19 protein-coding genes and 3 pseudogenes are annotated in these 21382 nt (G+C 66.8%); 4 read left to right on the forward strand and 18 right to left on the reverse strand.

Features of this window, described 5'->3' with window-relative positions:
• Nucleotides 1–461: 461 nt before the first annotated feature.
• The 7 genes and pseudogenes from HDA41_RS04355 to HDA41_RS04385 form a co-directional block, all read right to left on the reverse strand.
• Nucleotides 462–1208: an ArsR/SmtB family transcription factor gene (locus HDA41_RS04355; protein WP_184980851.1), complete on the reverse strand. Its 747-nt coding sequence runs from the start codon at nt 1206–1208 to the stop codon at nt 462–464.
• 199 nt (nt 1209–1407) lie between these two features.
• Nucleotides 1408–1689, reverse strand: coding sequence for a PqqD family protein (locus tag HDA41_RS04360; RefSeq protein WP_184980853.1), 282 nt, complete (start codon nt 1687–1689; stop codon nt 1408–1410).
• Nucleotides 1686–2519, reverse strand: coding sequence for a nucleotidyltransferase domain-containing protein (locus HDA41_RS04365; RefSeq protein WP_184980855.1), 834 nt, complete (start codon nt 2517–2519; stop codon nt 1686–1688). Before HDA41_RS04365 ends, HDA41_RS04360 begins: the two co-directional genes overlap by 4 nt.
• A 59-nt stretch (nt 2520–2578) precedes the next feature.
• Complete coding sequence (locus HDA41_RS04370; RefSeq protein ID WP_184980857.1) at nt 2579–3826, reverse strand: MFS transporter; 1248 nt, start codon at nt 3824–3826, stop codon at nt 2579–2581.
• Nucleotides 3823–4866, reverse strand: coding sequence for a diiron oxygenase (locus HDA41_RS04375; RefSeq protein ID WP_184980859.1), 1044 nt, complete (start codon nt 4864–4866; stop codon nt 3823–3825). The genes HDA41_RS04370 and HDA41_RS04375 overlap by 4 nt, the downstream gene beginning before the upstream one ends.
• 11 nt (nt 4867–4877) lie before the next feature.
• Nucleotides 4878–7046, reverse strand: a complete 2169-nt coding sequence (gene asnB, locus HDA41_RS04380; protein ID WP_184980861.1) for an asparagine synthase (glutamine-hydrolyzing) — start codon at nt 7044–7046, stop codon at nt 4878–4880.
• A gap of 459 nt (nt 7047–7505) precedes the next feature.
• Nucleotides 7506–7740 (reverse strand): annotated as a pseudogene (locus HDA41_RS04385) (IS5/IS1182 family transposase); the annotation flags it as partial.
• A 138-nt stretch (nt 7741–7878) separates the two neighbouring features.
• On the opposite strand from HDA41_RS04385, the pseudogene HDA41_RS42225 reads away from it, so the two are divergent.
• Nucleotides 7879–8145: pseudogene (locus HDA41_RS42225) on the forward strand (IS5 family transposase); the annotation flags it as partial.
• Nucleotides 8146–8428: 283 nt separating this feature from the next.
• Here HDA41_RS42225 and HDA41_RS04390 read toward each other — a convergent pair.
• Nucleotides 8429–9154, reverse strand: a complete 726-nt coding sequence (locus tag HDA41_RS04390; RefSeq protein WP_184980863.1) for a TetR/AcrR family transcriptional regulator — start codon at nt 9152–9154, stop codon at nt 8429–8431.
• Nucleotides 9155–9302: 148 nt separating this feature from the next.
• Between HDA41_RS04390 and HDA41_RS04395 the strand changes: the two genes are divergently transcribed.
• Nucleotides 9303–9752 carry a nitroreductase family deazaflavin-dependent oxidoreductase gene (locus tag HDA41_RS04395; RefSeq protein ID WP_184980864.1) on the forward strand — a complete coding sequence of 150 codons (450 nt, stop codon included), beginning with the start codon at nt 9303–9305 and terminating at the stop codon, nt 9750–9752.
• On the opposite strand, the gene HDA41_RS04400 is transcribed toward HDA41_RS04395, so the two are convergent.
• Entirely contained in the window at nt 9736–10992 is a 1257-nt protein-coding gene (locus tag HDA41_RS04400; protein WP_184980867.1) for a geranylgeranyl reductase family protein, read from the reverse strand. The genes HDA41_RS04395 and HDA41_RS04400 overlap by 17 nt on opposite strands.
• Nucleotides 10993–11126: 134 nt before the next feature.
• Between HDA41_RS04400 and HDA41_RS04405 the strand changes: the two genes are divergently transcribed.
• Together HDA41_RS04405 and HDA41_RS04410 are read left to right on the forward strand one after the other, a co-directional pair.
• Nucleotides 11127–12482 (forward strand): dipeptidase, encoded by a 1356-nt coding sequence (locus HDA41_RS04405; RefSeq protein WP_184980869.1) that lies wholly within the window; start codon nt 11127–11129, stop codon nt 12480–12482.
• Between the two features lie 59 nt (nt 12483–12541).
• A pseudogene (locus HDA41_RS04410) lies at nt 12542–12892 on the forward strand (MBL fold metallo-hydrolase); the annotation flags it as partial.
• Nucleotides 12893–12978: 86 nt separating this feature from the next.
• On the opposite strand, the gene HDA41_RS04415 reads toward HDA41_RS04410, so the two are convergent.
• The 9 genes from HDA41_RS04415 to HDA41_RS04455 form a co-directional block, all read right to left on the reverse strand.
• The gene (locus tag HDA41_RS04415) at nt 12979–14082 is read right to left on the reverse strand and encodes an ABC transporter ATP-binding protein (protein WP_184980871.1); all 1104 of its coding nucleotides are present in this window, start codon (nt 14080–14082) and stop codon (nt 12979–12981) included.
• 1 nt (nt 14083) lies between these two features.
• Complete coding sequence (locus HDA41_RS04420; protein WP_184980873.1) at nt 14084–15154, reverse strand: ABC transporter ATP-binding protein; 1071 nt, start codon at nt 15152–15154, stop codon at nt 14084–14086.
• A gap of 27 nt (nt 15155–15181) precedes the next feature.
• On the reverse strand, nt 15182–16174 hold the full coding sequence (locus HDA41_RS04425; protein ID WP_184980875.1) for an ABC transporter permease: 993 nt from the start codon (nt 16172–16174) through the stop codon (nt 15182–15184).
• A 78-nt stretch (nt 16175–16252) separates the two neighbouring features.
• A complete protein-coding gene (locus tag HDA41_RS04430) occupies nt 16253–17929 on the reverse strand; it encodes an ABC transporter substrate-binding protein (protein ID WP_184980877.1) in 1677 nt (558 codons plus the stop codon).
• Between the two features lie 77 nt (nt 17930–18006).
• Nucleotides 18007–19038 carry an ABC transporter permease gene (locus HDA41_RS04435; protein WP_184980879.1) on the reverse strand — a complete coding sequence of 344 codons (1032 nt, stop codon included), beginning with the start codon at nt 19036–19038 and terminating at the stop codon, nt 18007–18009.
• A 306-nt stretch (nt 19039–19344) separates the two neighbouring features.
• Nucleotides 19345–20388, reverse strand: a complete 1044-nt coding sequence (locus HDA41_RS04440) for an NUDIX hydrolase (protein WP_184980881.1) — start codon at nt 20386–20388, stop codon at nt 19345–19347.
• Between the two features lie 144 nt (nt 20389–20532).
• Complete coding sequence (locus tag HDA41_RS04445; RefSeq protein WP_184980882.1) at nt 20533–20733, reverse strand: hypothetical protein; 201 nt, start codon at nt 20731–20733, stop codon at nt 20533–20535.
• 67 nt (nt 20734–20800) lie between these two features.
• Nucleotides 20801–21037 carry a hypothetical protein gene (locus tag HDA41_RS04450; protein WP_184980884.1) on the reverse strand — a complete coding sequence of 79 codons (237 nt, stop codon included), beginning with the start codon at nt 21035–21037 and terminating at the stop codon, nt 20801–20803.
• 50 nt (nt 21038–21087) lie between these two features.
• Nucleotides 21088–21363, reverse strand: a complete 276-nt coding sequence (locus tag HDA41_RS04455) for a hypothetical protein (protein ID WP_184980886.1) — start codon at nt 21361–21363, stop codon at nt 21088–21090.
• Nucleotides 21364–21382: the final 19 nt, after the last annotated feature.

Here is a 21382-nt window from a genome sequence, read left to right on the forward strand (position 1 = left end):
TGGCGTGATCCGCCGGGCGGCTGCCGCCGTGACCTCCGTGGGCGTGCAGGCGTGCAGGCGTGCAGCAAAAGCGTTGAGCGAGCGGTCCAGTCGTGCCCGGCGATCGAACCGTTCACGGGCGAGAGCCTGTGTAACGGCCTCGCTGGGTTTCCCGGCTGCGCAGGAGCCGGCGCCTGGCCTTCCACTCCGGGTCCGCGGCGGCCCAGTAGCTCCCCGGTGAACCTTCTGTGTGGAGGACAGAAAGATCAACCCGAACCACAGGTGTTCTGTATCCAGGGGTGACGACCACACCGCTGATCAGAGTGTGACAGGCAGTCAACCTAGGCACGCTTGCACCGCTCGAGTTCGAACACCTCACACACCTGTTCCTCGTCACACGATGAACACTGGGCACCCGCCTGTACTTAAATGACCGTCCCACCCACGCAGCGCCTGCGCCAGCTTCGGGCCAGGGAAGGCTCTCAAAGCCCCAACTGTCTGAGCAGAGCGAGGCCGGTGTGATCAAGCCGATAGAAGACCTGCCCGCCCACGCGCTGCTTCCATACGATTCCTGCGCTGGTCAGTACGGCCAAGTGCTGGGAGACAGTGCTCTTCGCAAACCCGAGCGTCTCGGCAAGAGCCGTGGTGGTCCGTGGCAGTTCCAGCGCTCGTACCACTTGCGCTCGCCCTTTGCCCAAGAGGAGCGCCAGCCGGTCCTCGGCCTTTCGGCCGCGTCCGCATCCCGTGAGCACGTGGAAGTGACCAGTCGCCCGGGCCTGATAGGACATGGCCATAGTGCTCCCGTCCTTCACGAATAGGCGGACGCCACCTGCGAACACCGTTGGCACGAGCAACAGTTGCGCCCCGGCCGTAGACTGACTGATGTCTTGGTGGTACGGCGCGGTCAACGTGGACTGCGACCACATCACCCGACCACCTAGCTCGCCCAGCATCGCTTCAGGACCTTCCACCGCGAGAGTGCGCCCACGGAAAAGGGTCTCCTCTTCCAACGACGACCGTATCGAGTTCCAATGAGGGGCGATCGACCATTCCCAGTAACGCTCAATCAACGAAATGACACGATCGGTCCGAGATTGCCACATGTTCACAGCGCGCACATGGTCCAACTCGGCGCCGATGCAGTTTCGTGAGGGGTCAGGCACAGGTAGGAAGCCAGGCGGGAACAGTTGAGGGTCGCCCCTCCGCATCGCTTTCACGAGCTCACTCATGAGTTCACCCGGCATATCACGACGTACAGAGCGTGCCCATTTCGTATAGGGAGAGGGGACCTCGCCTCGATAACGGGCCAGGATTCCCAGGCTTCCGACCGTCTCCCACAGAGGGCTGAACGTCAAGCGCACGGATTTCAGACTCTCGTCATCGACCTGGAGCCGGATCAACGGGTCGACACCAAGCCATGAGGTTGTACTACCACTCGACGATACCCCTGTCGGTCAAGTCGTTGAGGAATTCGAGCACATCGGCCACCGCCTCCTCCTGATCGATGTCGTACTCGGCCGTGACAAGCCGCGCTACGTCCGCGACGCTGCGGCGTCCATCCAGGGAGGCAAAAATGATTTTGGCAGGGCCGGTGAGGTGCAGGGCTTTGTCCTCTGCTCCTATGTGGAAGTCGCCCTCGACCAGGCGAATGCGGGTACCTAGGGTACGGCGAGGCACACCCTCGGGGCCACGCGGAGTGTCGTCGCTCATGAGGTCTCCACACGCATCGCGATGTCCTGGCAGATGGTCAGCACATTCGTGATCCATGCACGTGGATCAGCGGAGTCATAAGCCTGCATGGTCTCGATCGCCCAGTAGTCCTCGAATGAAATCGCCGACGGGGCGGCGGCCTTGAAGCGGTTGGCACGCCACTTGGGCAGATGGCTACCGTATTCGCCCTCTCCTTCGAGCAGCGCGTCGATTGCGTGCCCGAAGGCCAGCCGGGCGGAGATCGTCGCGCTGTACAGATCGCCCGATTCCATCTGCCCCAGGGCGTCTTCGACGGCGTTGTCGGCTGCCCCTAGCGAACGAACAACGGCGAAGGAACGGAACGCCGAGCCCGCGAGACGCTCCTGAGTCTTTCTGAGCCAGTCATTGTCAATGAGTGGCAAACAGTTCCCGAGCCGTGCGAGCGATAGCTCCTCAGTGAGGGTGAGGGCAGTGCCGGCGACCATGCCTGCCTCGTAGGCCTCCCAGGAAACCTTGGTAATCATCTGGTCGATCTGGCTATCCAGCCAGTACTTGATCTCCCAGCGCTTGTCTGCTTCGTAGAAGGTCTCGGTCGGCACGAACGGCGGATCGAGCGGCACAGGGATGGTGTAACCCGAATTTTGGAACTCGGCCCCGCTGCTTACGACGTAAATGTCGAAATCGCTTCGGGCATTTTGCCAGCCACGGGCAACGGAGCCAACGACGTACACCGCCAGGAGCTCCGCGGGGAGAAGGCCCCTCGACTTGAGCGGAGCTAGCCAGTCATCAACGGTCATCTTCTGCATGTCAAAGCCCTTCATCAATGTACACATCAGCGCATAGCGGCGCACCGCGGTGGGCGTGCTTGCTGGCCTTAGGTGCGCGGCCACGAGGAGATAGGCATATTCCCCTATTCCTGGTGCGCGTCGCTTAGGTCACGGCGATGACGTACCGAGGTCAACAGAAGCGACAAAGGTGCGGCGAACGCAGCAAGGCACATGATCCACAGGGCGGCGCGGATCCCCACTGCTGAGGCAAGAAGGCCGCTCAGCGCTGCCCCTAGAGGCAGCGCCCCCCATGAGACGAAGCGAACTGTGCCCATAACGCGAGACAGGAGTGCAGGGGGGGAATCTGTTTGCCGGTGCGTCCTGGTCATGATACTGCCGACGACGGCACTGAACGAGAGTCCAGCAAGCCCGAGCGCGTAGAAGTAGATGTTCGAGAGTGTGGTGGTAAACGGCGTCATCAGCACGACCAGTCCACCAATCACGCCCGCGACGATTATGGCACGGGCTGTTCCCACTCGCCGCGAGAGCCTCGTGGCGAAAGCCGAGCCGATTAGTGCGCCAACGCCGTCCATGGCAATCACTGCGCCGACGATGCTGGCCGATACGCCTACTTCGCGCACAAGGTATAGCGGCGTCAATGCGAGCAGTGCTGCGGTAACGAAGTTCATGATCGTGGCCCACACCATGCAGGGCCGCATCACAGGGTGGCGGATCACATAGTTCCAGCCTTGCCGGATCAGCTGCGTGGCCTTGGCATGAGGCTGCGCCTGGGGGCGGCGTTCGGGCAATGTGCGCAGTGTGACTGCCGATGCCAGGTAACTCACCGCGTCGATCGCCAGCACACCGACGGGTCCTGCGAGCTGGACGAGCAGGCCACTTACGGAAGGACCCCCAGTCTGGATGACTGCATGAGTCCCTGACATCAGGCTGTTCCGGGCGTTCAACTCCCTCTTGTCGATAATGGCCGGCAGGAAGGTCGAGTTCCCGATGTCGAAAAGCACCGTCGCCATGCCAGTGACCAGCGCTACCACCAAGAGATGGGGGAAGGTGAGGTGCCCCGCCCACCAAGCCACTGGTATGGAGCCGATGGCTGCCAGACGTACCAGGTCCAGCGTCACCTGAAGACCCCTCAGCGGGTACCGCTGGACGATGACGCCGGCGGGCAATCCGAGGACAAGCCAGGCAACTTGACCAGTCGCAGCTAGCAGAGTCGTCTCGAGAACCGTCGCATCGAGGACCGTGACGGCCGCCAGTGGCAGCGCCACGACGGTCATCGCCGAGCCGGCCCCACTCACGGTCATGGCCAGCCAGAACCGCCAGAACACCTGAGACTCGTTGGTTTCCGAGGCATTGGAGGTCTGAGTGGTCATGACGCGAGTTCCTTCGGCGCGTTGGAGGGTTCGGCGGGCTCGCGGGCGTTGACGAGCAGTCCAGCCTCCCCGAATGAGGTCAGTGTCTGAGCATCATCGAGTGCACCGGCCTCGACGAAGTAGCGCGTGAGCTGAGACGCCGCATCTGCAATGCTCTGTCGTAGTTCGTTGAGCGGCCACGACTCCGTAATGACCTGGTCAATTTCTTCGCTGGTCAAACCGATGCCACTTAGGTGCTGTGCAGTCCGAATGTAGTCCGGCTCTAGAAAGGCGTTGATCGCAGCGGGTATCAGCGGGCCCACGGCTCGCCGCTCTCGCACCGTGAGCGCAGGCCACAGGTGCCTGAGCACTGAGCGGAAGTAAACGTGGTGACGACCCTCATCCTCGGCGTGATCGTGAACTACCTCTCGCACTGACTGCGGCAGGCGATCATCGCGCGGGATGTCGGAGAGGATCCCGGAGATCAGTGTTTCACTGACAATGGCAAAGAGAAGGGACTCCACCCCTCTGACCTCATGCGGCAGTTGCTCCCTCAGTTCATCGAGTCTCGGCAGGAACGCAGGAGCGACTGCTTCTTCGGCTCCCAGCTTTGGACAGCCTGTCGCGGCCACAACCTGCTGGGCGAAGTCGTATGAGAACTGTGCGTGCCAAGCTTCGTCGGTGACGATCTTGTGCGCGTCGGCTCTCATCCGCTCAGGCAGAATCAGACCCGACCGTCCTCGGCTGATCTTCGTTGCCACCGGTATTACTGCGAGATTTTCAAGTTCCGTCGTGAATTCCAGATAGTCGTAGAGCCGCTGCAGGAGCAGGCCCTTGACTACGGATTCACCACGACCGGCGACAATCGGATGCAGTACCACGGGGTGCATCTCTGGCGGGAAGTAGAGACCGATGGGATCGGTCTCTACTTCCCGCCGTGGCCTACGCCTTACGCTAGCTAAGGCATCCCAGCGTTCGAAGTAGCTGGTGTACTCGCCGATGCGGAGTCTGGCCGTGGCAGGCCCCTGCAGCATCTGCTCCTGAAAAGCGCGCAAGTACATGCTTTTCACCATCACTTAGCGCTGCAGAGCAATTGATGCTCGAAGAGCGTGTCCAGCTCTGATCTGACATCGTCCAACGCCAGACCAGCCTTGCCCAGGATCTCGGCAAGGGTGGACCGACCATCCATCAGGCGCAGGACGCTGAGGATTGGGGTTTCCTGTTCCAGTACAAACTCGATCTGCCCCCGGTCCGTCAGGTACCACATACCCTCCCCGTCCGTCAGAAGGAGGACTTCCTCAGCGGGCACAGGAACGAGGCCTGGGTCATAGGCGCGATCCGGAGCAAAGAGTTCCTCAGTGGTCGCGACAGGATCCTGCCCGGCTTGAAGGGCAGACCGGCGGGAACCAGCAGACATCTCCTCAAGGCATGGCGGCTGCGCCACCATCTCCGCGAGCAGGCCCATGTTAACCACGCGCATCAGGAGCTCCACCGACGCTGAGTCGGTGTCACCGTTGCCAAGACCGGCCAGTTGCTGCCTGATCGCCTGCCCATTCAGGTAGGTGTCTGCTCCCGGAGCGGCCAGTGCGCGCTCAACCAGCTCTTGGTCGTTGCTCCGCATCAGCTGCACGAGCATCCGGTAGGCATGGTTGGTTCCGGATCCATAGAAGAAGGGGCCTTTGGGACGTTCTGCGATGCGCTGGGGGAGCACAGACCTCATGGCGTCGCGCAGAATCCGCTTGTCCCACAGTAGCCGCGGACGTAGACGCTCCGGGATGGCTGCCGTCAGTTCCACTAGTCGGTGGTCGAGGAACGGAACACGCGCCTCAATGCCACTGCCGGCCGCGGTTCGGTCCTCGTGCCAGACGTTGTATTGCTGCACCTTTCGGTACTCAGATTCAAGGTACGCTCGGTAAGCGTCCGTCCCTGCCCTGTCTCGCAGGTCACCCAATACCTGGTCGGATAGGAATGACGCGCCGCCCGGCCACCAGTGGCGCAAAACTGACCGCTGATCGAGCAGGGTTTCACGGTCCATCCCTGCAAGATTGGCCAGGAATGTGTCCCAATCGCCGCCAAACTCATCCGAGTAGCCGCCGTTGAACTCGTCACTGGCGGCTCCCAGGAGCATGCCGCGCAGTTCCGGACGCTCGGCACGAGCGAACCGGTGGAGCTCGTGCTTGTAGTAGACCTCCGGACCGGTCATGGGGGTCTCGGTCAGCCAGAGCAGACGGGTCCATTCCTCTGGAGTGGGCACGTGGTCAGGCGGGAAGACCACCTGATGGTTGTGTACCCCCAGCTCGCGGGCGAGCCCGTAGGAGTGCTCAACATCGCCGTTGACACGCGTCCCGCCAGCGAGAACGGTAAATGTGTGTATCTCGTCAACCTGGGAGAGCGCGAGCGCCAGGACACTGCTGGAATCAATCCCGCCGGACAAGAAGAGGCCAAGTTCGGTGTCCGCGGTGGCGCACTCTTTGACAGATTCTCGCAGTAGGTCACTGTAGCGCTCGGTGAAGGACTCCACAGTGGCTGACTCGTCGGCTGCGACCGGCATTTCCCAGTAGCGGTGCCGGGTCGTGCGTCCGCCATGTAGATCAATTCGCAGGATGGTGGCTGCGGGTACGCTCTCCACTCCTTCGAACCACGTGCACATCTGAGGCGCAGAAAAGCGGGGAGCCGCTGCCAGCGCCGGGACGGCAAGAGCTTCCTCCCAGGCAAATCGACGGGGAGTCTGCGGGTCAGCGAAGAGGCCTTTGATCTCTGACGACAGGACAATGCGCTCGTTGTTGCGATGGAAGTAGAGGGGCTTGATTCCGAACCGGTCACGCGCGAGGACGAGCTGTCCCTTAGTACGATCCCAGAGAATTACCGCGAACATACCGCGTACGTCGCGGAGAAAGTCCAGACCGTGCTGACGGTAGAGGTAAAGTAGGACTTCGCAGTCCGAACCCGTCTTGAGTTTAACATCAGAGGGAAGCCTCGCGGCGAGCTCTTTATGGTTGTACACCTCGCCGTTGGCAATCAGCACGAGATTTCCGTCATCGCTGACCAGGGGCTGGCTGCCGCCTGTCGGGTCTACCAGCGAGAGTCGAGTGAAGGCTAGGCCGACTGGTCCGTTGCGAAGCATTTCCTGCTCATCAGGGCCTCGGTGCCGCAAGATATCAGCCAGATCCTTCAGCAGGACATCTGCCTCTGGACCGAGATTCTGTCCATCAAGTCGGGCAACGGCTGCGAGACCACACATGTGCTCTCCTCCAGAGAATGCGTACCCGAGGTAGAAACCGACGGGTAGGGTGTGCGTGCCCCGTGCGAGCACACACACCCCGACGAATAAACCTAATGTTCTCAGACGATGCCGCGGAGAACAGTGCCCTGCGAGACCGTCTTGGCCGCCGGCTTGGTGTACTTATGCATGAAGATCACCTCCTTTTCGCCGTATTACCGGTTCAGTGGATGCCCTTTCGGACCCCCACTTCTCCGATGCGAGAAGCTAAGCACGGCTGCGCAACACCCCACCAGACATTCGTTTCTAACCGAACACGACCGCCTCGACGGCTTGCGACCGAACATTCACAGAGGTCATTAAAGGGACAAGCCACCACGAGTCGTTGAGCTGGCCCAACCGCAACCTCATACCGACTCCGGACCTTCTCCCGGCCCAGAGAGAACACGCCTCTCTGGGGATGAGGCCCTTCCAACTCCAGTCTGAGCTCGCCAGATGGAGGGTGAGGATGGCTTGGATGAGGCTCGTGATCCAGATCGTCGAGCAGCGGAGCTTGCAGAGGATGAGGCCCGGAATTGAGGGTGGCGATGGCCTGTTCGACCAGCCCACGGATTCTCGCGTGGGACCGGTTGACGGCCTGCTGACCGGTAGAAGGGCTGTCTCATCGGCTGCAGTAAGAGAGACGGACCGTGCCGCCTGCGCCCTGACAGCCCTTGCCAGGAAGCCGGCCCGCCCTGGCGGTAGTTCAGTGGTGTGACGGGCTACGGTCTTCCGGCGTGCACGGACATATAGGGACGGCTTCGTCCGGCGGGGCGGACAGGCGCCATACATACGGGCATGCGGTGCAACTTTCCGCATCGCAGGCCGCAAGCGCCACCTCGGTGTCGACGCCCCCGGGCTGCTGTCGGCCGTCTGGGTAACTGCGGCCAGCGTCTCCGACAACGCCGGCGGCATCCACCTGCTCTCCCCGAGCGCCGCCACCAGCCCCAGCGCGACCAAGGCATGGGCCGGCACCGGCTATCGCACCAAGGCCATCGACCTCGGCGCCCGCCTCGGTATCGACGTCGAAGTCGCCCAACGCGACCCCGGAGTCAAAGGATTCAAGGTGATTCCCCGCCAACTGCACGGCGCCATCGCCTACTCCCGCAGCACCGTGAGCCGCTGCGCCAGAAGACCAACGCACTCACGAAGATCAGGCTGCGGCAGCCCGGCGCATTCCCGCATCACCACGATGGCCTGCACACTGTGACCAGCGGCGACAAGACCGTCAACCTCCGCTCGCGCCTCCGCCGACAGCCTGCTCCACAACACATCATCCACGCCCTCACTGAACCTGCTGAGCAGCCATAAGCCGAGGCCAGAGCCTTGGTTACCTAACACACCCCGCCCGGACGAAACGCTCTTCAAGACGCGTGCCCCTTGGAGGCAGGCCCCGGCTGCGGATACACCAGCCCCACGCCGTGGGCGAGTTGCCCCGCAGCGTGCCGGAAGAACGTTTCCCGGTCGTCCACCACCCGGTTGAACTGCCCGAACAGCTCGAAGCCGACCAGCCCGAACAACTGGGCCCAGGCCGCGACGAGGGCCGTCACCGTCTCGGGCGGGAGGTCTGGCGCGAGGTCGGCTGCCATCCGCTCGGCCTCCGAGCGCAGGCCGGCCGGCAGCGAGGGCCTGGCCAGGCCGACGCCGCGGTAGGCGTCGCGCACGATGCCGAAGAACAGCAGACCGACGCGGGCGGCGGCCGGAACGGTGGTGTCGGGGGCGGTGTAGCCCGGGACGGGCGATCCGTAGATGAGGGCGTACTCGTGCGGATGGTCGAGCGCCCAGCGCCGCACCGCCTCGCACACCGCGATCCAGCGTTGCTGAGGGCCGGAGCCGGCGGCTGCCTCGTGGGCGACCTCGGCGGCTTCGCCGAGGGAGTCGTAGGCGTCGATGATGAGGGCGGTCAGCAGGTCGTCACGGCTGGGGAAATAGCGGTACAGCGCGGAAGAGGCCATGCCGAGCTCCCGGGCGACGGCCCGCAGCGAGAGCCTGGCGGCGCCCTCGGCCGCGAGCTGTCTGCGGGCCTCGTGCTTGATGGCTGCGGTGACTTCGATCCTGGCCCGGGCACGGGCGCCGTGTGCGGTGCTCATGCGGGGCAGTGTCGCATGAAAGCAGAGCAGTGCACACGAACGAGAGCACCGCTCTTGTATTGGAGCACCGATCTCGGGCAGACTGTCACCAGACAACGAGAGCAGTGCTCACAATCGAGAGCACTGCTCCAGAGCACAGGGGGAACCCATGTCCGCACACGTCCAGAAGCCCGGCTGGTTCACCATCAACGTCTTCAACCGGCTCGTCGCCTGGCTGACCCGCCGCGGCATCAGCGTCTGGGGCTCCCGCGTCCTCGCCGTCCGCGGCCGCAAGAGCGGCCAGTGGCGCACCACCCCGGTCAACGTGCTGACCCTCGACGGCCGGCAGTACCTGGTCGCACCGCGCGGCCACGTCCAGTGGACGCACAACATGCGCGCGGCGGGCGGCGGCGAACTGCACCTCGGCAAGCACGTGGACACCTTCACCGCGACCGAGGTGGCCGACGACGACAAGACCCCGGTCCTGCGCGCCTACCTCAAGCGCTGGAAGGCGGAGGTCGGGGTCTTCTTCAACGGAGTCGGCCCCGACTCCCCGGACGACCAGCTGCGCCGCATCGCCCCCGACCACCCGGTCTTCGAGATCACTGTGACGGGCTGACCTCGTCGCTGACCTCGTCGCCCGTCGCAGCGGGACGGCGGTCAAGGGCCGTCAGGGCCCGCTGGGCCACCGGGTACGTGCGGACGATCTCGCCCAGCGACGTCGCACCCTGCGTGATCTCCTTGAACGCCTTCCAGGCCGGGCGGAAGCCCGTCAGCGCCGCGTGGAACAGGCCGGGACGGCGCTCGAACACGGTCAGCAGCCGCTTGCCGACGCTCATCTCCACGCCGAGCCCGGCCTTGACGGCGAACGCGTAGTTGAGGGCCTGCCGACGGGTGTCCACGGCGTCGTGCGCCTCGGCGATCCGCACCGCCCACTCCCCCGCGAGCCGCCCGGACCGCAGCGCGAAGGAGATGCCCTCGCGGGTCCACGGCTCCAGCAGCCCCGCCGCGTCACCGCACACCAGCACCCGCCCGCGCGAGAGCGGCGAGTCGTCGGCCCGGCAGCGGGTCAAGTGCCCGGAGGAGATGCTCGGTTCGAACCCGGCGAGGCCGAGCCGCCCGACGAACTCCTCCAAGTACCGCTTCGTCGCGGCCCCTTCGCCTCGCGCCGAGATCACCCCGACCGTCAGGGTGTCGCCCTTGGGGAAGACCCAGCCGTAACTGCCGGGCATGGGGCCCCAGTCGATGAGCACCCGCCCCTTCCAGTCCTCGGCGACCGTCTCCGGCACCGGGATCTCCACCTCCAGGCCGAGATCCACCTGGCCGACCTTGACCCCGACATGCGCCCCTATACGGCTGGCGCTGCCGTCCGCGCCGACCACCGCCCGCGCGAGCAGGACCTCGCCACCCTGGAGGATCACGGCGACCGTGCGCCGGTCGGGCACCGCCGAGCCGTGCTGCTCGACCCGCTGGACCGTGGCACCCGTACGCAGCTCGGCGCCCGCCTTCTGCGCGTGCTCGACGAGCTGCTGGTCGAACTCGGGCCGGTTGATCAGCCCGAACAGCATCTGCCTGGAGCGGCGGGTGCGGGTGAAGCGGCCGTTGTTCGAGAACGTCACCGCGTGCACGCGGTCCCTGAGCGGCAGCTCGAAGCCGGGCGGGAGGGCGTCGCGCGAGGGGCCGATGATGCCGCCGCCACAGGTCTTGTAGCGCGGCAGCTCCGCCTTCTCCAGCAACAGCACGCGTCTGCCGGCGACCGCCGCCGCGTACGCGGCCGAAGCGCCCGCGGGTCCCGCGCCCACCACGACGACGTCCCACACCTGCTGCACGTCGTCCGCCGAAGAGTTCTCGCTGCTCACGATGGTCTACTGCTCCCGATCAAGCCGCCTGCCCCTGCTGTCTCCCGCATCCTACGGCGGACCTGGCCGAAGGCCGCTGTGGGAGGATCTACGGCACTCACTGCTACAACGTCGCACCTACAAGGAGCGTGCCCATGTCGTCGAATCCGGTCGCCGAGACCGTCGCCTCGCTGATGCCCAGGGCGAAGGAAGAGCTCACCGAACTCGTGGCCTTCCGGTCGGTGGCGGACTTCGACCAGTTCCCGAGGAGCGAGAGCGAGGGCGCCGCCCGCTGGGTCGTGGACGCGCTCGTCGCCGAGGGTTTCCAGGACGTGGCCCTGCTCGACACCCCCGACGGCACGCAGTCGGTCTACGGCTACCTGCCCGGCCCGCAGGGCGCGAAGACGGTCCTGCTGTACGCGCACTACGACGTGCAGCCGCCGCTGGACGAGGCCGGCTGGACGACCCCGCCGTTCGAACTGACCGAGCGGGACGGGCGCTGGTACGGGCGCGGGACCGCCGACTGCAAGGGCGGTGTCATCATGCACCTGCTGGCGCTGCGCGCGCTGAAGGCGAACGGCGGTGTACCGGTCCACGTGAAGGTGATCGCCGAGGGCTCGGAGGAGCAGGCCACGGGCGGCCTGGAGCGGTACGCGGAGGAGCACCCGGACCTGCTGGAGGCCGACACGATCGTCATCGGCGACGCCGGCAACTTCCGTGCCGGACTGCCGACCGTCACCTCCACCCTGCGCGGTATGACCCTCGTCCGCGTGCAGGTCGACACGCTCGCCGGCAACCTGCACTCGGGCCAGTTCGGCGGTGCCGCGCCCGACGCGCTGGGCGCCCTGATCCGCGTCCTGGACTCGCTGCGCGCCGAGGACGGTTCGACGACCGTCGACGGGCTCGGCGGGGACACGGCCTGGGAGGGGCTCCAGTACGACGAGGAGCGGTTCCGGCAGGACGCCAAGGTGCTGGACGGCGTGGAGCTGATCGGCTCCGGGTCGGTCGCCGACCGGATCTGGGCGCGTCCGGCCGTGACGGTCATCGGCATCGACTGCCCGCCCGTCGTCGGCGCCACCCCGTCCGTGCAGGCGAGCGCCCGGGCGCTGATCAGCCTGCGGGTGCCGCCGGGCGTGGACGCGGCCGAGGCGACCAAGCTGCTCCAGGCGCACGTGGAGGCGCACACGCCGTGGGGCGCGCGGGTGAGCACCGAGCAGATCGGCCAGGGCCAGGCCTTCCGCGCCGACACGACCAGCCCGGCGTACCAGGCCATGGCGGACGCGATGGCGGTGGCGTACCCGGGGCAGGAGATGCAGTACGCCGGCCAGGGCGGCTCCATCCCGCTGTGCAACACGCTCGCCGCGCTGTACCCGCGTGCGGAGATCCTGCTCATCGGGCTGAGCGAGCCGGAGGCCCAGATCCACGCCGTCAACGAGAGCGTCTCCCCCGAGGAGCTGGAACGGCTGTCGGTGGCCGAGGCGCTGTTCCTGCGCAACTACGCGGTCAGCTGACCGCTCTGCCCACAGCAGAGGCCCTCGCCGCGGGCGGGGGCCTTGCCTACGGTCGTCCCATGGACGTCGTAGAGCTCCTCCCCCGCCTCCACTTGCTGCGTTTCCCCGTCGGCCAGGCCTATCTGTGGCGCGACGGCGACGACCGCGGCGAGCTGACGCTGATCGACGCCGGCCCGGCGGGTTCCGGTGCCCCGATCGCCGAGGCGGTGACCGCGCTCGGCCGGGATCCGCGGGACGTACGGCGAATCGTGCTCACCCACTTCCACGAGGACCACGCGGGCGGGGCGGGCGAGTTCGCCGCGCTCAGCGGGGCCGAGGTGCTGGTCCACCGGCTCGACGCGCCCGTCGTACGGGGTGGGGTCCCGGGTCCGCCGCCGGTGTTCGAGGACTGGGAGCGGCCCCTGCACGAGCTCCAGAGGCCCTCGCCTCGTTCAAGGACCACTCCAGGCGTGTCGCCTGTCACCAACGTCCCGGGACAGCACACCTAGGACTTCGGTCAGGGACGACCCTTCAGCTCCGTGAGCGCCGGGTCGAGGACGATGTCCTCCGCGCGCGCCGCGACCGTCGGTTCCTCGGGGAAGTGGCAGGCGGTGAGATGGCCCGCGGGGCTGCCTTCGGCGGTGACCAGCCGCGGTTCCTCGGTGGCGCACCTGTCCCGGGCCTTCCAGCAGCGGGTACGGAAGCGGCAGCCGGAGGGCGGGTCGATCGGTGAGGGCACGTCCCCGGCCAGCCGGATGCGCTCGCGCCGCTCGGTGGCGTCCGGATCGGCCTCGGGGACGGCGGACAGCAGCGCGTGCGTGTACGGGTGCCGTGGCCGGGTGTAGAGCGACTCCCGGTCGGCGACCTCGACGATCTTGCCGAGGTACATCACGGCGATCCGTTCGGAGAAGTGCCGTACGACGGCGAGGTCGTGGGCGATGAAGAGGAAGGCGATGCCGAACTCCCGCTGGAGGTCCTGCAGCAGGTTGACGACCTGCGCCTGGATGGAGACGTCCAGCGCGGAGACGGGTTCGTCGGCCACGATCAGCTTCGGCCGCAGGGCGAGGGCGCGGGCGATGCCGATGCGCTGGCGCTGGCCGCCGGAGAACTCGTTCGGGTAGCGGTTGTAGTGCTCGGGGTTGAGGCCCACTGTCTCCAGGAGTTCCTGGGCGCGCCGCTTGTGGCCCTGGGGCGGGTTGATGCCGTTGAGCCGCATGGGCGTTTCGATGATGGTGCCGACGGTGTGCCGGGGGTTCAGGGAGGAGTACGGGTCCTGGAAGATCATCTGGAGGTTGCGGCGGGCCTGAAGCATCCGCCCGGGAGGCCGGTGCGTGATGTCCTCGCCGTCGAACACGACGGAGCCGCCGGTGGGTTCGAGCAGCCGGGTGACCAGGCGCCCGGTGGTCGACTTGCCGCAGCCGGACTCGCCGACCAGGCCCAGCGACTCGGCGGGTCCGACCGAGAAGTCGATGCCGTCGACGGCTCGCACGGCCCCGATCTGCCGCTGGAAGATGATGCCCTGGCGCAGGGGGAAGTGCTTCTGGAGACCGCGTACTTCGAGGAGGTTCTCGCCGGTGGGGCGGTCGGTGACCGGCCCGGTGAGGGACTGGGTGGTGCTCACGTCATGCTCCCTTTCGTCCGCCGTCACGGATCTCGTGCTTGGCCTCGTCGGTGAGATGGCACGCGGCGAGGTGCCCTCCGGTGCCGGGGACCAGGCGCAGCTCGGGCCGTTCCACGGTGCAACGCCCCTGAGGGACCCAGCCCTTGTAGGCGCAGCGCGGGTGGAAGGAGCAGCCGTCCGGCAGGTTGATCAGGCTCGGCGGGGTGCCGGGGATGGGGTTCAGCCGCTCGCCGACGTCGCCGGTGAGATGCGGCATCGACTGCAACAGGCCCCAGGTGTAGGGGTGCTGGGGCTGCTTGAGGACGTCGCGGGTGGTGCCGTACTCGATCCGGCGGCCGCCGTACATCACCAGGATGTCGTCGGCGATGTCGGAGACCACGCCCAGGTCGTGGGTGATGATGACGACGGCGGAGCCGAACTCCTCCTGGAGGTCGCGGATCAGGTCCAGGATCTGCGCCTGGACGGTGACGTCCAGGGCGGTGGTGGGTTCGTCGGCGATGAGCAGGGCGGGGTCGCAGACCAGCGACATGGCGATCATGGCGCGCTGGCGCATGCCGCCGGAGAACTGGTGCGGGTAGTCCCTGACCCGCCGTTCGGGCTGCGGGATGCCGACCCGCTTGAGCATCTCCACCGCGCGGTCCTTGGCCTCCTTCTTGGAGACCCTGTGGTGCACGCGGTAGGCCTCGGCGATCTGGGAGCCGACGGTGAAGAAGGGGTGCAGCGCGGAGAGCGGGTCCTGGAAGATCATGGAGACCGTACGGCCGCGCAGGGCACGCATCTCGGCCTCGGGCAGGGCGACGAGCTCCTTGCCCTCCAGCCGGATCTCGCCGCTGACCCGGGCGCGGGTGCCCTTGTGCAGTCCGAGCAGGGCCAGTGAGGTCACCGACTTGCCGGAGCCGGACTCGCCGACGATGCCGAGGGTCCGGCCCTTCTCCAGGGTGAAGGAGACGCCGTCGACGGACTTGACGAGGCCGTCCTCGGTCGGGAAGTGCACCCTCAGGTCGCGTACGTCGAGGAAGGGTGCGGGCGCGGGCGTGACGTCCGCGGGCTGCGGTGAGGTCTGAACGGACACGGGTGTTCCTAAGGACGAAAGAAGGGCTCAGGCGAGGCGCACGCGCGGGTCGACGAGGCCGTACACCAGGTCGACGACCACGTTGGCGAGGACGACGAACGTCGCGGCGAAGAGCGTGGTGCCGAGGATGACGGGCAGGTCGGAGTTCTGGACGGAGTCGACCGCGAGCTTGCCGATGCCGTTGATGCCGAACACCGACTCGGTGATGACCGCGGAGCCGCCGATCAGCGAGCCGACGTCCATGCCGAAGATGGTGATGATCGGGGTGATGGCGGCCCGCAGCCCGTGCTTGAGGACGACGGTGGCGGCCGGCAGGCCCTTGGCGCGGGCGGTGCGCATGTAGTCCTCGGCGAAGACCTCCAGCATGGAGGAGCGGGTGAGCCGGGTGTACATGGCGAGGTAGACGATGACGAGGGTGGTCCACGGCAGGATCAGCCCCTGGAACCAGCCGGCCGGATCCTCGGTGATCGACGTGTAGCCGGAGGTCGGCAGGATCTGGAACCTGTCGACGAAGAGGTACAGCAGGAGCAGTCCGATGAAGTAGATCTGCACCGAGACACCGAACAGGGCCAGTCCGACCGCCGCCTTGTCGGCGGCCCGGCCCCTGCGGACCGCGGCGACGGTGCCGAGGCCGACCCCCAGGACCAGGAACGCGACCGCGGCGCCGAGACCGAGGGAGAGGTCCGCCGGGAAGTCCGACAGCAGGGTGGTGAGGACGGGGGTGTCGGTCTGGAAGGAGACGCCCAGACAGGGGGGGCCGCAGTGGATGCGGACGCTCTGGTCGCCGTAGTCGCGGCCGGCGACCAGTCCCTTGAGGAACTCCCAGTACTGCGTCAGGGAGCTCTGGTCCAGGCCCAGCGAGTGCTTGATCTCCGCGAGGCGGGACGGGGAGCAGGTCTTTCCGCAGGCCAGGAGTGCGGGGTCGGACGGCAGCGCGAAGAAGATGAAGAAGGTGATCGTGGTGATCACCAGCATGATCACGGCCGCTGCCAGCAGGCGTCTGATGAGGTAACGAAACATGGGGTGCCGGGACCTGACGTGAGGGGGATGCCCGCCGGCGGCCGGGGCCGCCGGCGGGGTTCGAAGGGATGGCGTCCGTCAGTGCTTGACGTAGACGTGGACCAGGCTCGGCTCGGCCAGGATCGTGTCGGAGATGACTCCGCCGACCTTGGAGCCGGACATGTCGCTGAAGTTCATGTACATCAGCGGGACCACGGCGGCGTCCTTCATGATCTGCTCGTCCAACTGGCCGTAGGTCGCGTTGCGCTGCTTGACGTCGGTCATCGTGGCGGCCTTGTCGATCAGCGCGTTGGCCTTCGGGTCGTTCAGGTAGGACAAGTCCTGGTTGGCCTGCGGGTTCTTCTTGATCAGCCGGCCGTCGAAAAGGGTGGGCAGCACCGTGGAGGCGTTCGGCCAGTCGGCGATCCAGTCGCCCCAGGTCAGGTCGTACTGGTTCTTGATGTTGTTGATGGTGCTGAAGTAGTTCGCCGCGTCGATCGGGGAGATGTTGACGTGGATGCCGATGTGCTCCAGCGCGGTCTTCACCGCGTCGGCGAAGTGCTCCTGGGTGGGAGTGTTCTCCACGGCGATCGACATCGTCGGCTTCGGGTTGCCCGCCTGCTTCATCAGTTCCTCGGCCTTGGCGAGGTTGCCGGCCGGGTTGGCGCTGTACAGGTTGAACTTCTGGTAACCGCCGATGCCTGGGCTCAGCATCGTCGTGGCATAGTCGCCGTACGCCGAGCCGCCGAAGGCGCCGCGGACCGTCGTCTTGTCGATGGCGTACTCGATCGCCTGGCGGACCTTCAGGTCCTTGACGCGGGTGGTGTTGATGGCCAGGTAGTTGATGCCGGGTGCGGGGATCTTGTAGTAACGGCTCTTCAAGGACGGGTCGTTGGCGAGCTGGGCCAAGTCGGAGCCCGCGATCGGCCACTGCTGGATCGACGTCTGGGCCGTGCCGGCGTCGGCCTTGATCTGCTGGTCGATGGCGGCCTCGTCCTGGCCGAACTTCACGTCCATCTCGTCGACGTTCTGCTGCCGGATCGGGTCGGTCGACTGGGACCAGTACTTGTTCCGGGTGAGGACGAGTTCCTTGTTCTTGGTGTACGACTTGATCATGTACGGCCCGTCGGACCAGACCTTGGTGTCGTACGTCGAGCCGGTGTCGTGGGCCTTGGGCACAGCCGCCCAGCCGGTCATCGCGGTGGTCTCGTTGAAGTCGGCCACCGGCTGGTTCAGGTGGAAGACGATCGTGTACTTGTCCGGCGTCCGGATGGAGCTGAGCTCCTTGCCCTGGTACGGGCCCTTGTAGCCGGCGCCGCCGACGAGCCACTGGGCCGCGTAGGGCGGGCCGCCGTTGATGTCGGAGGAGAAGAAGCGCTCGACGCCGTACTTGACGTCCGGTGCGGTGACCTCGGTGCCGTCCTGGTACTTGACGCCGTGTCGGAGGTGGAAGGTCCAGACGGTGGCGCCCTTGGACGGCGTTCCGGTGTCGGTGGCGAGGTCGCCGACCAGCTTCGGCTGGGAACCCGTCTCGTCCCAGCCGGTCAAGTCGCGGACGATCTCCTGGTCCATGCTCGAGCCCTCGGTCGTGTAGACGCGCTGGGGGTCGAGATGGTCGAAGTCCGCCTTGTCCAGGACGGTCAGGGTGCCGCCCTTGCCGGGGGCGCCGCTGCCACTGTCACTGGAGGACCCTCCGCATGCGGTGGCCCCCAGGGCGATCACCACGGCGGAGGCCGTGAGAGCGACCGTGCGCGATCTGCGCGTGCTGCGCGTCATTGAGGAAACTCCGTTTCTTGCTACGGGCTCGGCGGCCTTTCGTGGGGCCGCCGGGCCGACACTCGGGGGGTGGCTTGTCAGCCGCGCCGGGCGCGGGGGTCCAGGGCGTCCCGGACGCCGTCCCCGAGGAGGTTGAGCGCCAGGACCAGGAGGAAGAGCAGGACACCGGGTACGAAGAGGTACATCGGGTCCTGGAGGAAGAACTGGGAGGCGTCCGACAGCAGGGCTCCCCAGTCGGGGTTGGGCGGGATGACGCCGACGCCCAGGTACGACAGGGCCGCCTCGGTGGTGATGTTCTGCGGGACGGCAAGGGCGAAGGAGATCAGGATCGGCGCCCACAGGTTGGGCAGCAGCTGCCGGAAGAGAATGTGCCGCCGGCCGGCGCTCATCAGCCGCGCGGCGTCGACGAACTCCCGCTCGCGCAGGGACAGGACCTGTCCGCGCACCAGACGGGCGGTGTAGGCCCAGGCGAAGACGGCGATGTTGAGGACCAGGACGAACAGCCGGAGGTTCTCGTCGGTGCCGCCGTGGGTGTTGGTCTGCAGCGCGTTCTGGATCACGGGGGTGAGCGCGATGATGAACAGCAGCTGCGGGAACGCCAGCATCACGTCCATGACCCGGGACAGCAGGGAGTCGACCCAGCCGCCGAAGTAGCCGGCCGCGAGCCCTGCTACGACACCGACGACGGTGGACAGCACGGCCGAGGCGAAACCCACGTAGAGGGAGGTGCGCAGGCCGTAGACGATGCGGGCGAACAGGTCGTAGCCGGTGCCCGGTTCGACGCCGAGGAGGTGCTGGGCGCTGATGCCGCCCAGCGATCCGTAGGGGAAGTTGCCCGTGTCGGGGTTGATCGCCTTGTTGTCGGGGGTGATCGGTCCCCAACTGGTCAGCGCGGTGAGGACCGGCGCGAGCAGCGCGATCACGATGAACAGGAGGGTGGCCGCCAGAGCGGCCGTGGTGACCTTGTCCCGCCTGATCCGCTTCCAGGCCATGCGGGCCGGTGAGCGGCCGGCGACGACCGTGCCGCCGGTTCTGGGGTCCTGCGTCGACGGCTCGGCCAGCAGCGCGGTGCCGCCGCCGGCGTCGGCCGGCTGGTGTTGCGTGGTCATCGTACGGACATCCCGGATCTGCCCCTGAGGCAAGGAAATTGAGTGGCGGCTGCAATCACCGCCGTGAGACTCTGCGGACTTTCGCAATGCCGTGCGAGTCCGGTCAAGCCGAGCAGGGGCCAGAAAAGGGATTGTTTGCGGTCATGGAAAAGTGTTGACAAGAGTGGGGAATGTGATTACCCGCCGCGTGGAGGATTGCGGGGGATTCCTTGGGCAGCGATTGGCACTACGTCCGTGGACGTTTCCTTTTGCTTTTCCCTCGGAATCGCCCGCGCCGGGTAAAGGGCACGCACGGACAGCTCGGCGTCAGCCGACCGGCACCCCGGCTTCCAGGTAGAAGGCCGCTCCGCGTTCGCGTGCCCTCAGGGCCCAGCGCAGTCGCTCGTAGCGCACCGGTGGCAGCAGGTCGGCGGCCTCCTCCTCGGTGACGAACCGCCAGTCGCGCAGCTCCGGCCCGGGCAGCAGCATCCGTCCGGCCTCCGTGGAGTCGAGGCTGCCGCCGTCGAAGAGGAGCCGCAGTCCGCCGAACCCGGGGGGCGAGGGGCGCTCCCAGTCGACGACGAGCAGGCCCGGCACCTCGTCGAGGTGGATGCCGGTCTCCTCGGCCACCTCCCGCACACCGGCGCGTGCGGGGGCCTCACCGGGTTCGACGACCCCGCCGGGGAACTCCCACCCGGCCTTGTAGGTGGGGTCGACGAGCAGCACCCGGTCCTGCTCGTCGAAGAGGAGCACACCGGCGGCCAGTGTCTCGGCGGTGGGCTCGGGGGTCTGCACGATGTCGCAGACGGGCGCGGAGCCGCTGGTGACGGCCTCGGCGATCCGGGCCGCGGTCTCGTAGGGCGTGAGGTCGCTGGTGTCGACCGGGTGGGCGTCGGCGGTGAGCCAGGAGGCGAGTGCGGCCCGGTACGGCTCGATGTGGTCGAAGGACCACTGGCGTATTCGCATCTCGCCGTCGGGCAGGTCCCGCGGAACCTCGCGGCCCGCTATCCGCTCCCGCAGTATCGTTTCGGCCGGAGCGAGCAGGATGTGGCTGACCGGAATCCTGCGGGCGGCCAGGCCGCCGAAGATCTCGTCGCGGTACTCCTGGCGCAGCAGGGTCATGGGGACCACCAGGGTGCCGCCGAGCTCGGCGAGCATCGCGGCGGCCGTGTCGATCACGAGCCGGCGCCAGATCGGCAGGTCCTGGAAGTCGCCGACCTCGGCGAGGTGTTTGGCCGGCAGCAGATACCGGAGCGCTCCGCCGATGACCTCCGGGTCGAAGAGCGTGCTGTTCGGGATCAGTTCGATCAGTTCCTGTGCGGTGGTGGTCTTCCCCGCACCGAACGCGCCGTTGATCCAGACGACGGTCACAGGTCCCCCTCTTCTGTTGGCCCCCTGAGGCTTGCCCGCTCCACCCTGCCACGGAAACCAGCCGCAGTTGAGGGCGCATGACGACGGCGCCGACGCTCCCTCGGTCGGGAGCGCCGGCGCCGTGGGCCGGGGACGGGCGGACCGTCAGCCCTTCTCCTTCTCCTGGGCGCCGTCCTCCCTGTCCAGGGACAGGCTGTCCTTGGCGACGGTCTCGGGAAGGGTGCGGAGGGTCTCGTCCACGTTAGGGGTGCCGAGGCCCTCCCCGAGGGCGTGCGACGGGGTGACCGCCGCGACGACGAAGCCGGTGGCGAGGGAGGCGATGGCGAGCATGCTGCGCTTCTTCATGCCCGGCTCAACTGCCGGACCCACCGCGGGGTCACGCACCCGGACCCGACCGGGCGAAGCAGGTGCTTCACGCCGGATCGCCGTCCGGATCGGCGCCCCAGGCGCCGGGGCCGCCGCCGCGCCACTCGATCAGCCCGGACGCCGCCACGTAGGCCTCGTCCGCGTCCTCGATCCCCGCCCGCCGCAGGAACTCGGCGATGTCCAGCAGCCCGTACGCGATTCCGAGGAACTGGTCGTCCACGCGTACTCGCCGGCCACCGTCCGCGGCGGGCGGGTAGACCACGACGGGTTTCACGGACGCCATGGCACCAGGGTGCGCGGAAGCGGCGCCGGACGCTCGCCGGAGTAGGCCGTTCAGCTCGCCTTCTGCGTCTGCCGGAATTCGTGGACGTCGGCGGTGAGAGTGCCGTCGTGCTGCTCGTAGTGGGACAGGGCGAGACCCAGACCGAAGAAGGTGGGTGCCCATTCGCCGATGAAGATTCCCCAGCGGTCGGCACGGGCGAGGCCGGTGCCGGCTTCCATCCTCAGGGAGCCCATCCAGGCGACGACGCTGAGGCCGACGGACGCCATGGCGGCCATGTAGGCGTGTTCGCTGCGGACGCCCATCGCGTGCATCTTCTTGACGATCATCAGCGGCTCCGTTCTGTGG

Origin of the sequence: Streptomyces caelestis (assembly GCF_014205255.1) — a bacterium.
In the GTDB taxonomy this organism is placed as follows: domain Bacteria; phylum Actinomycetota; class Actinomycetes; order Streptomycetales; family Streptomycetaceae; genus Streptomyces; species Streptomyces caelestis.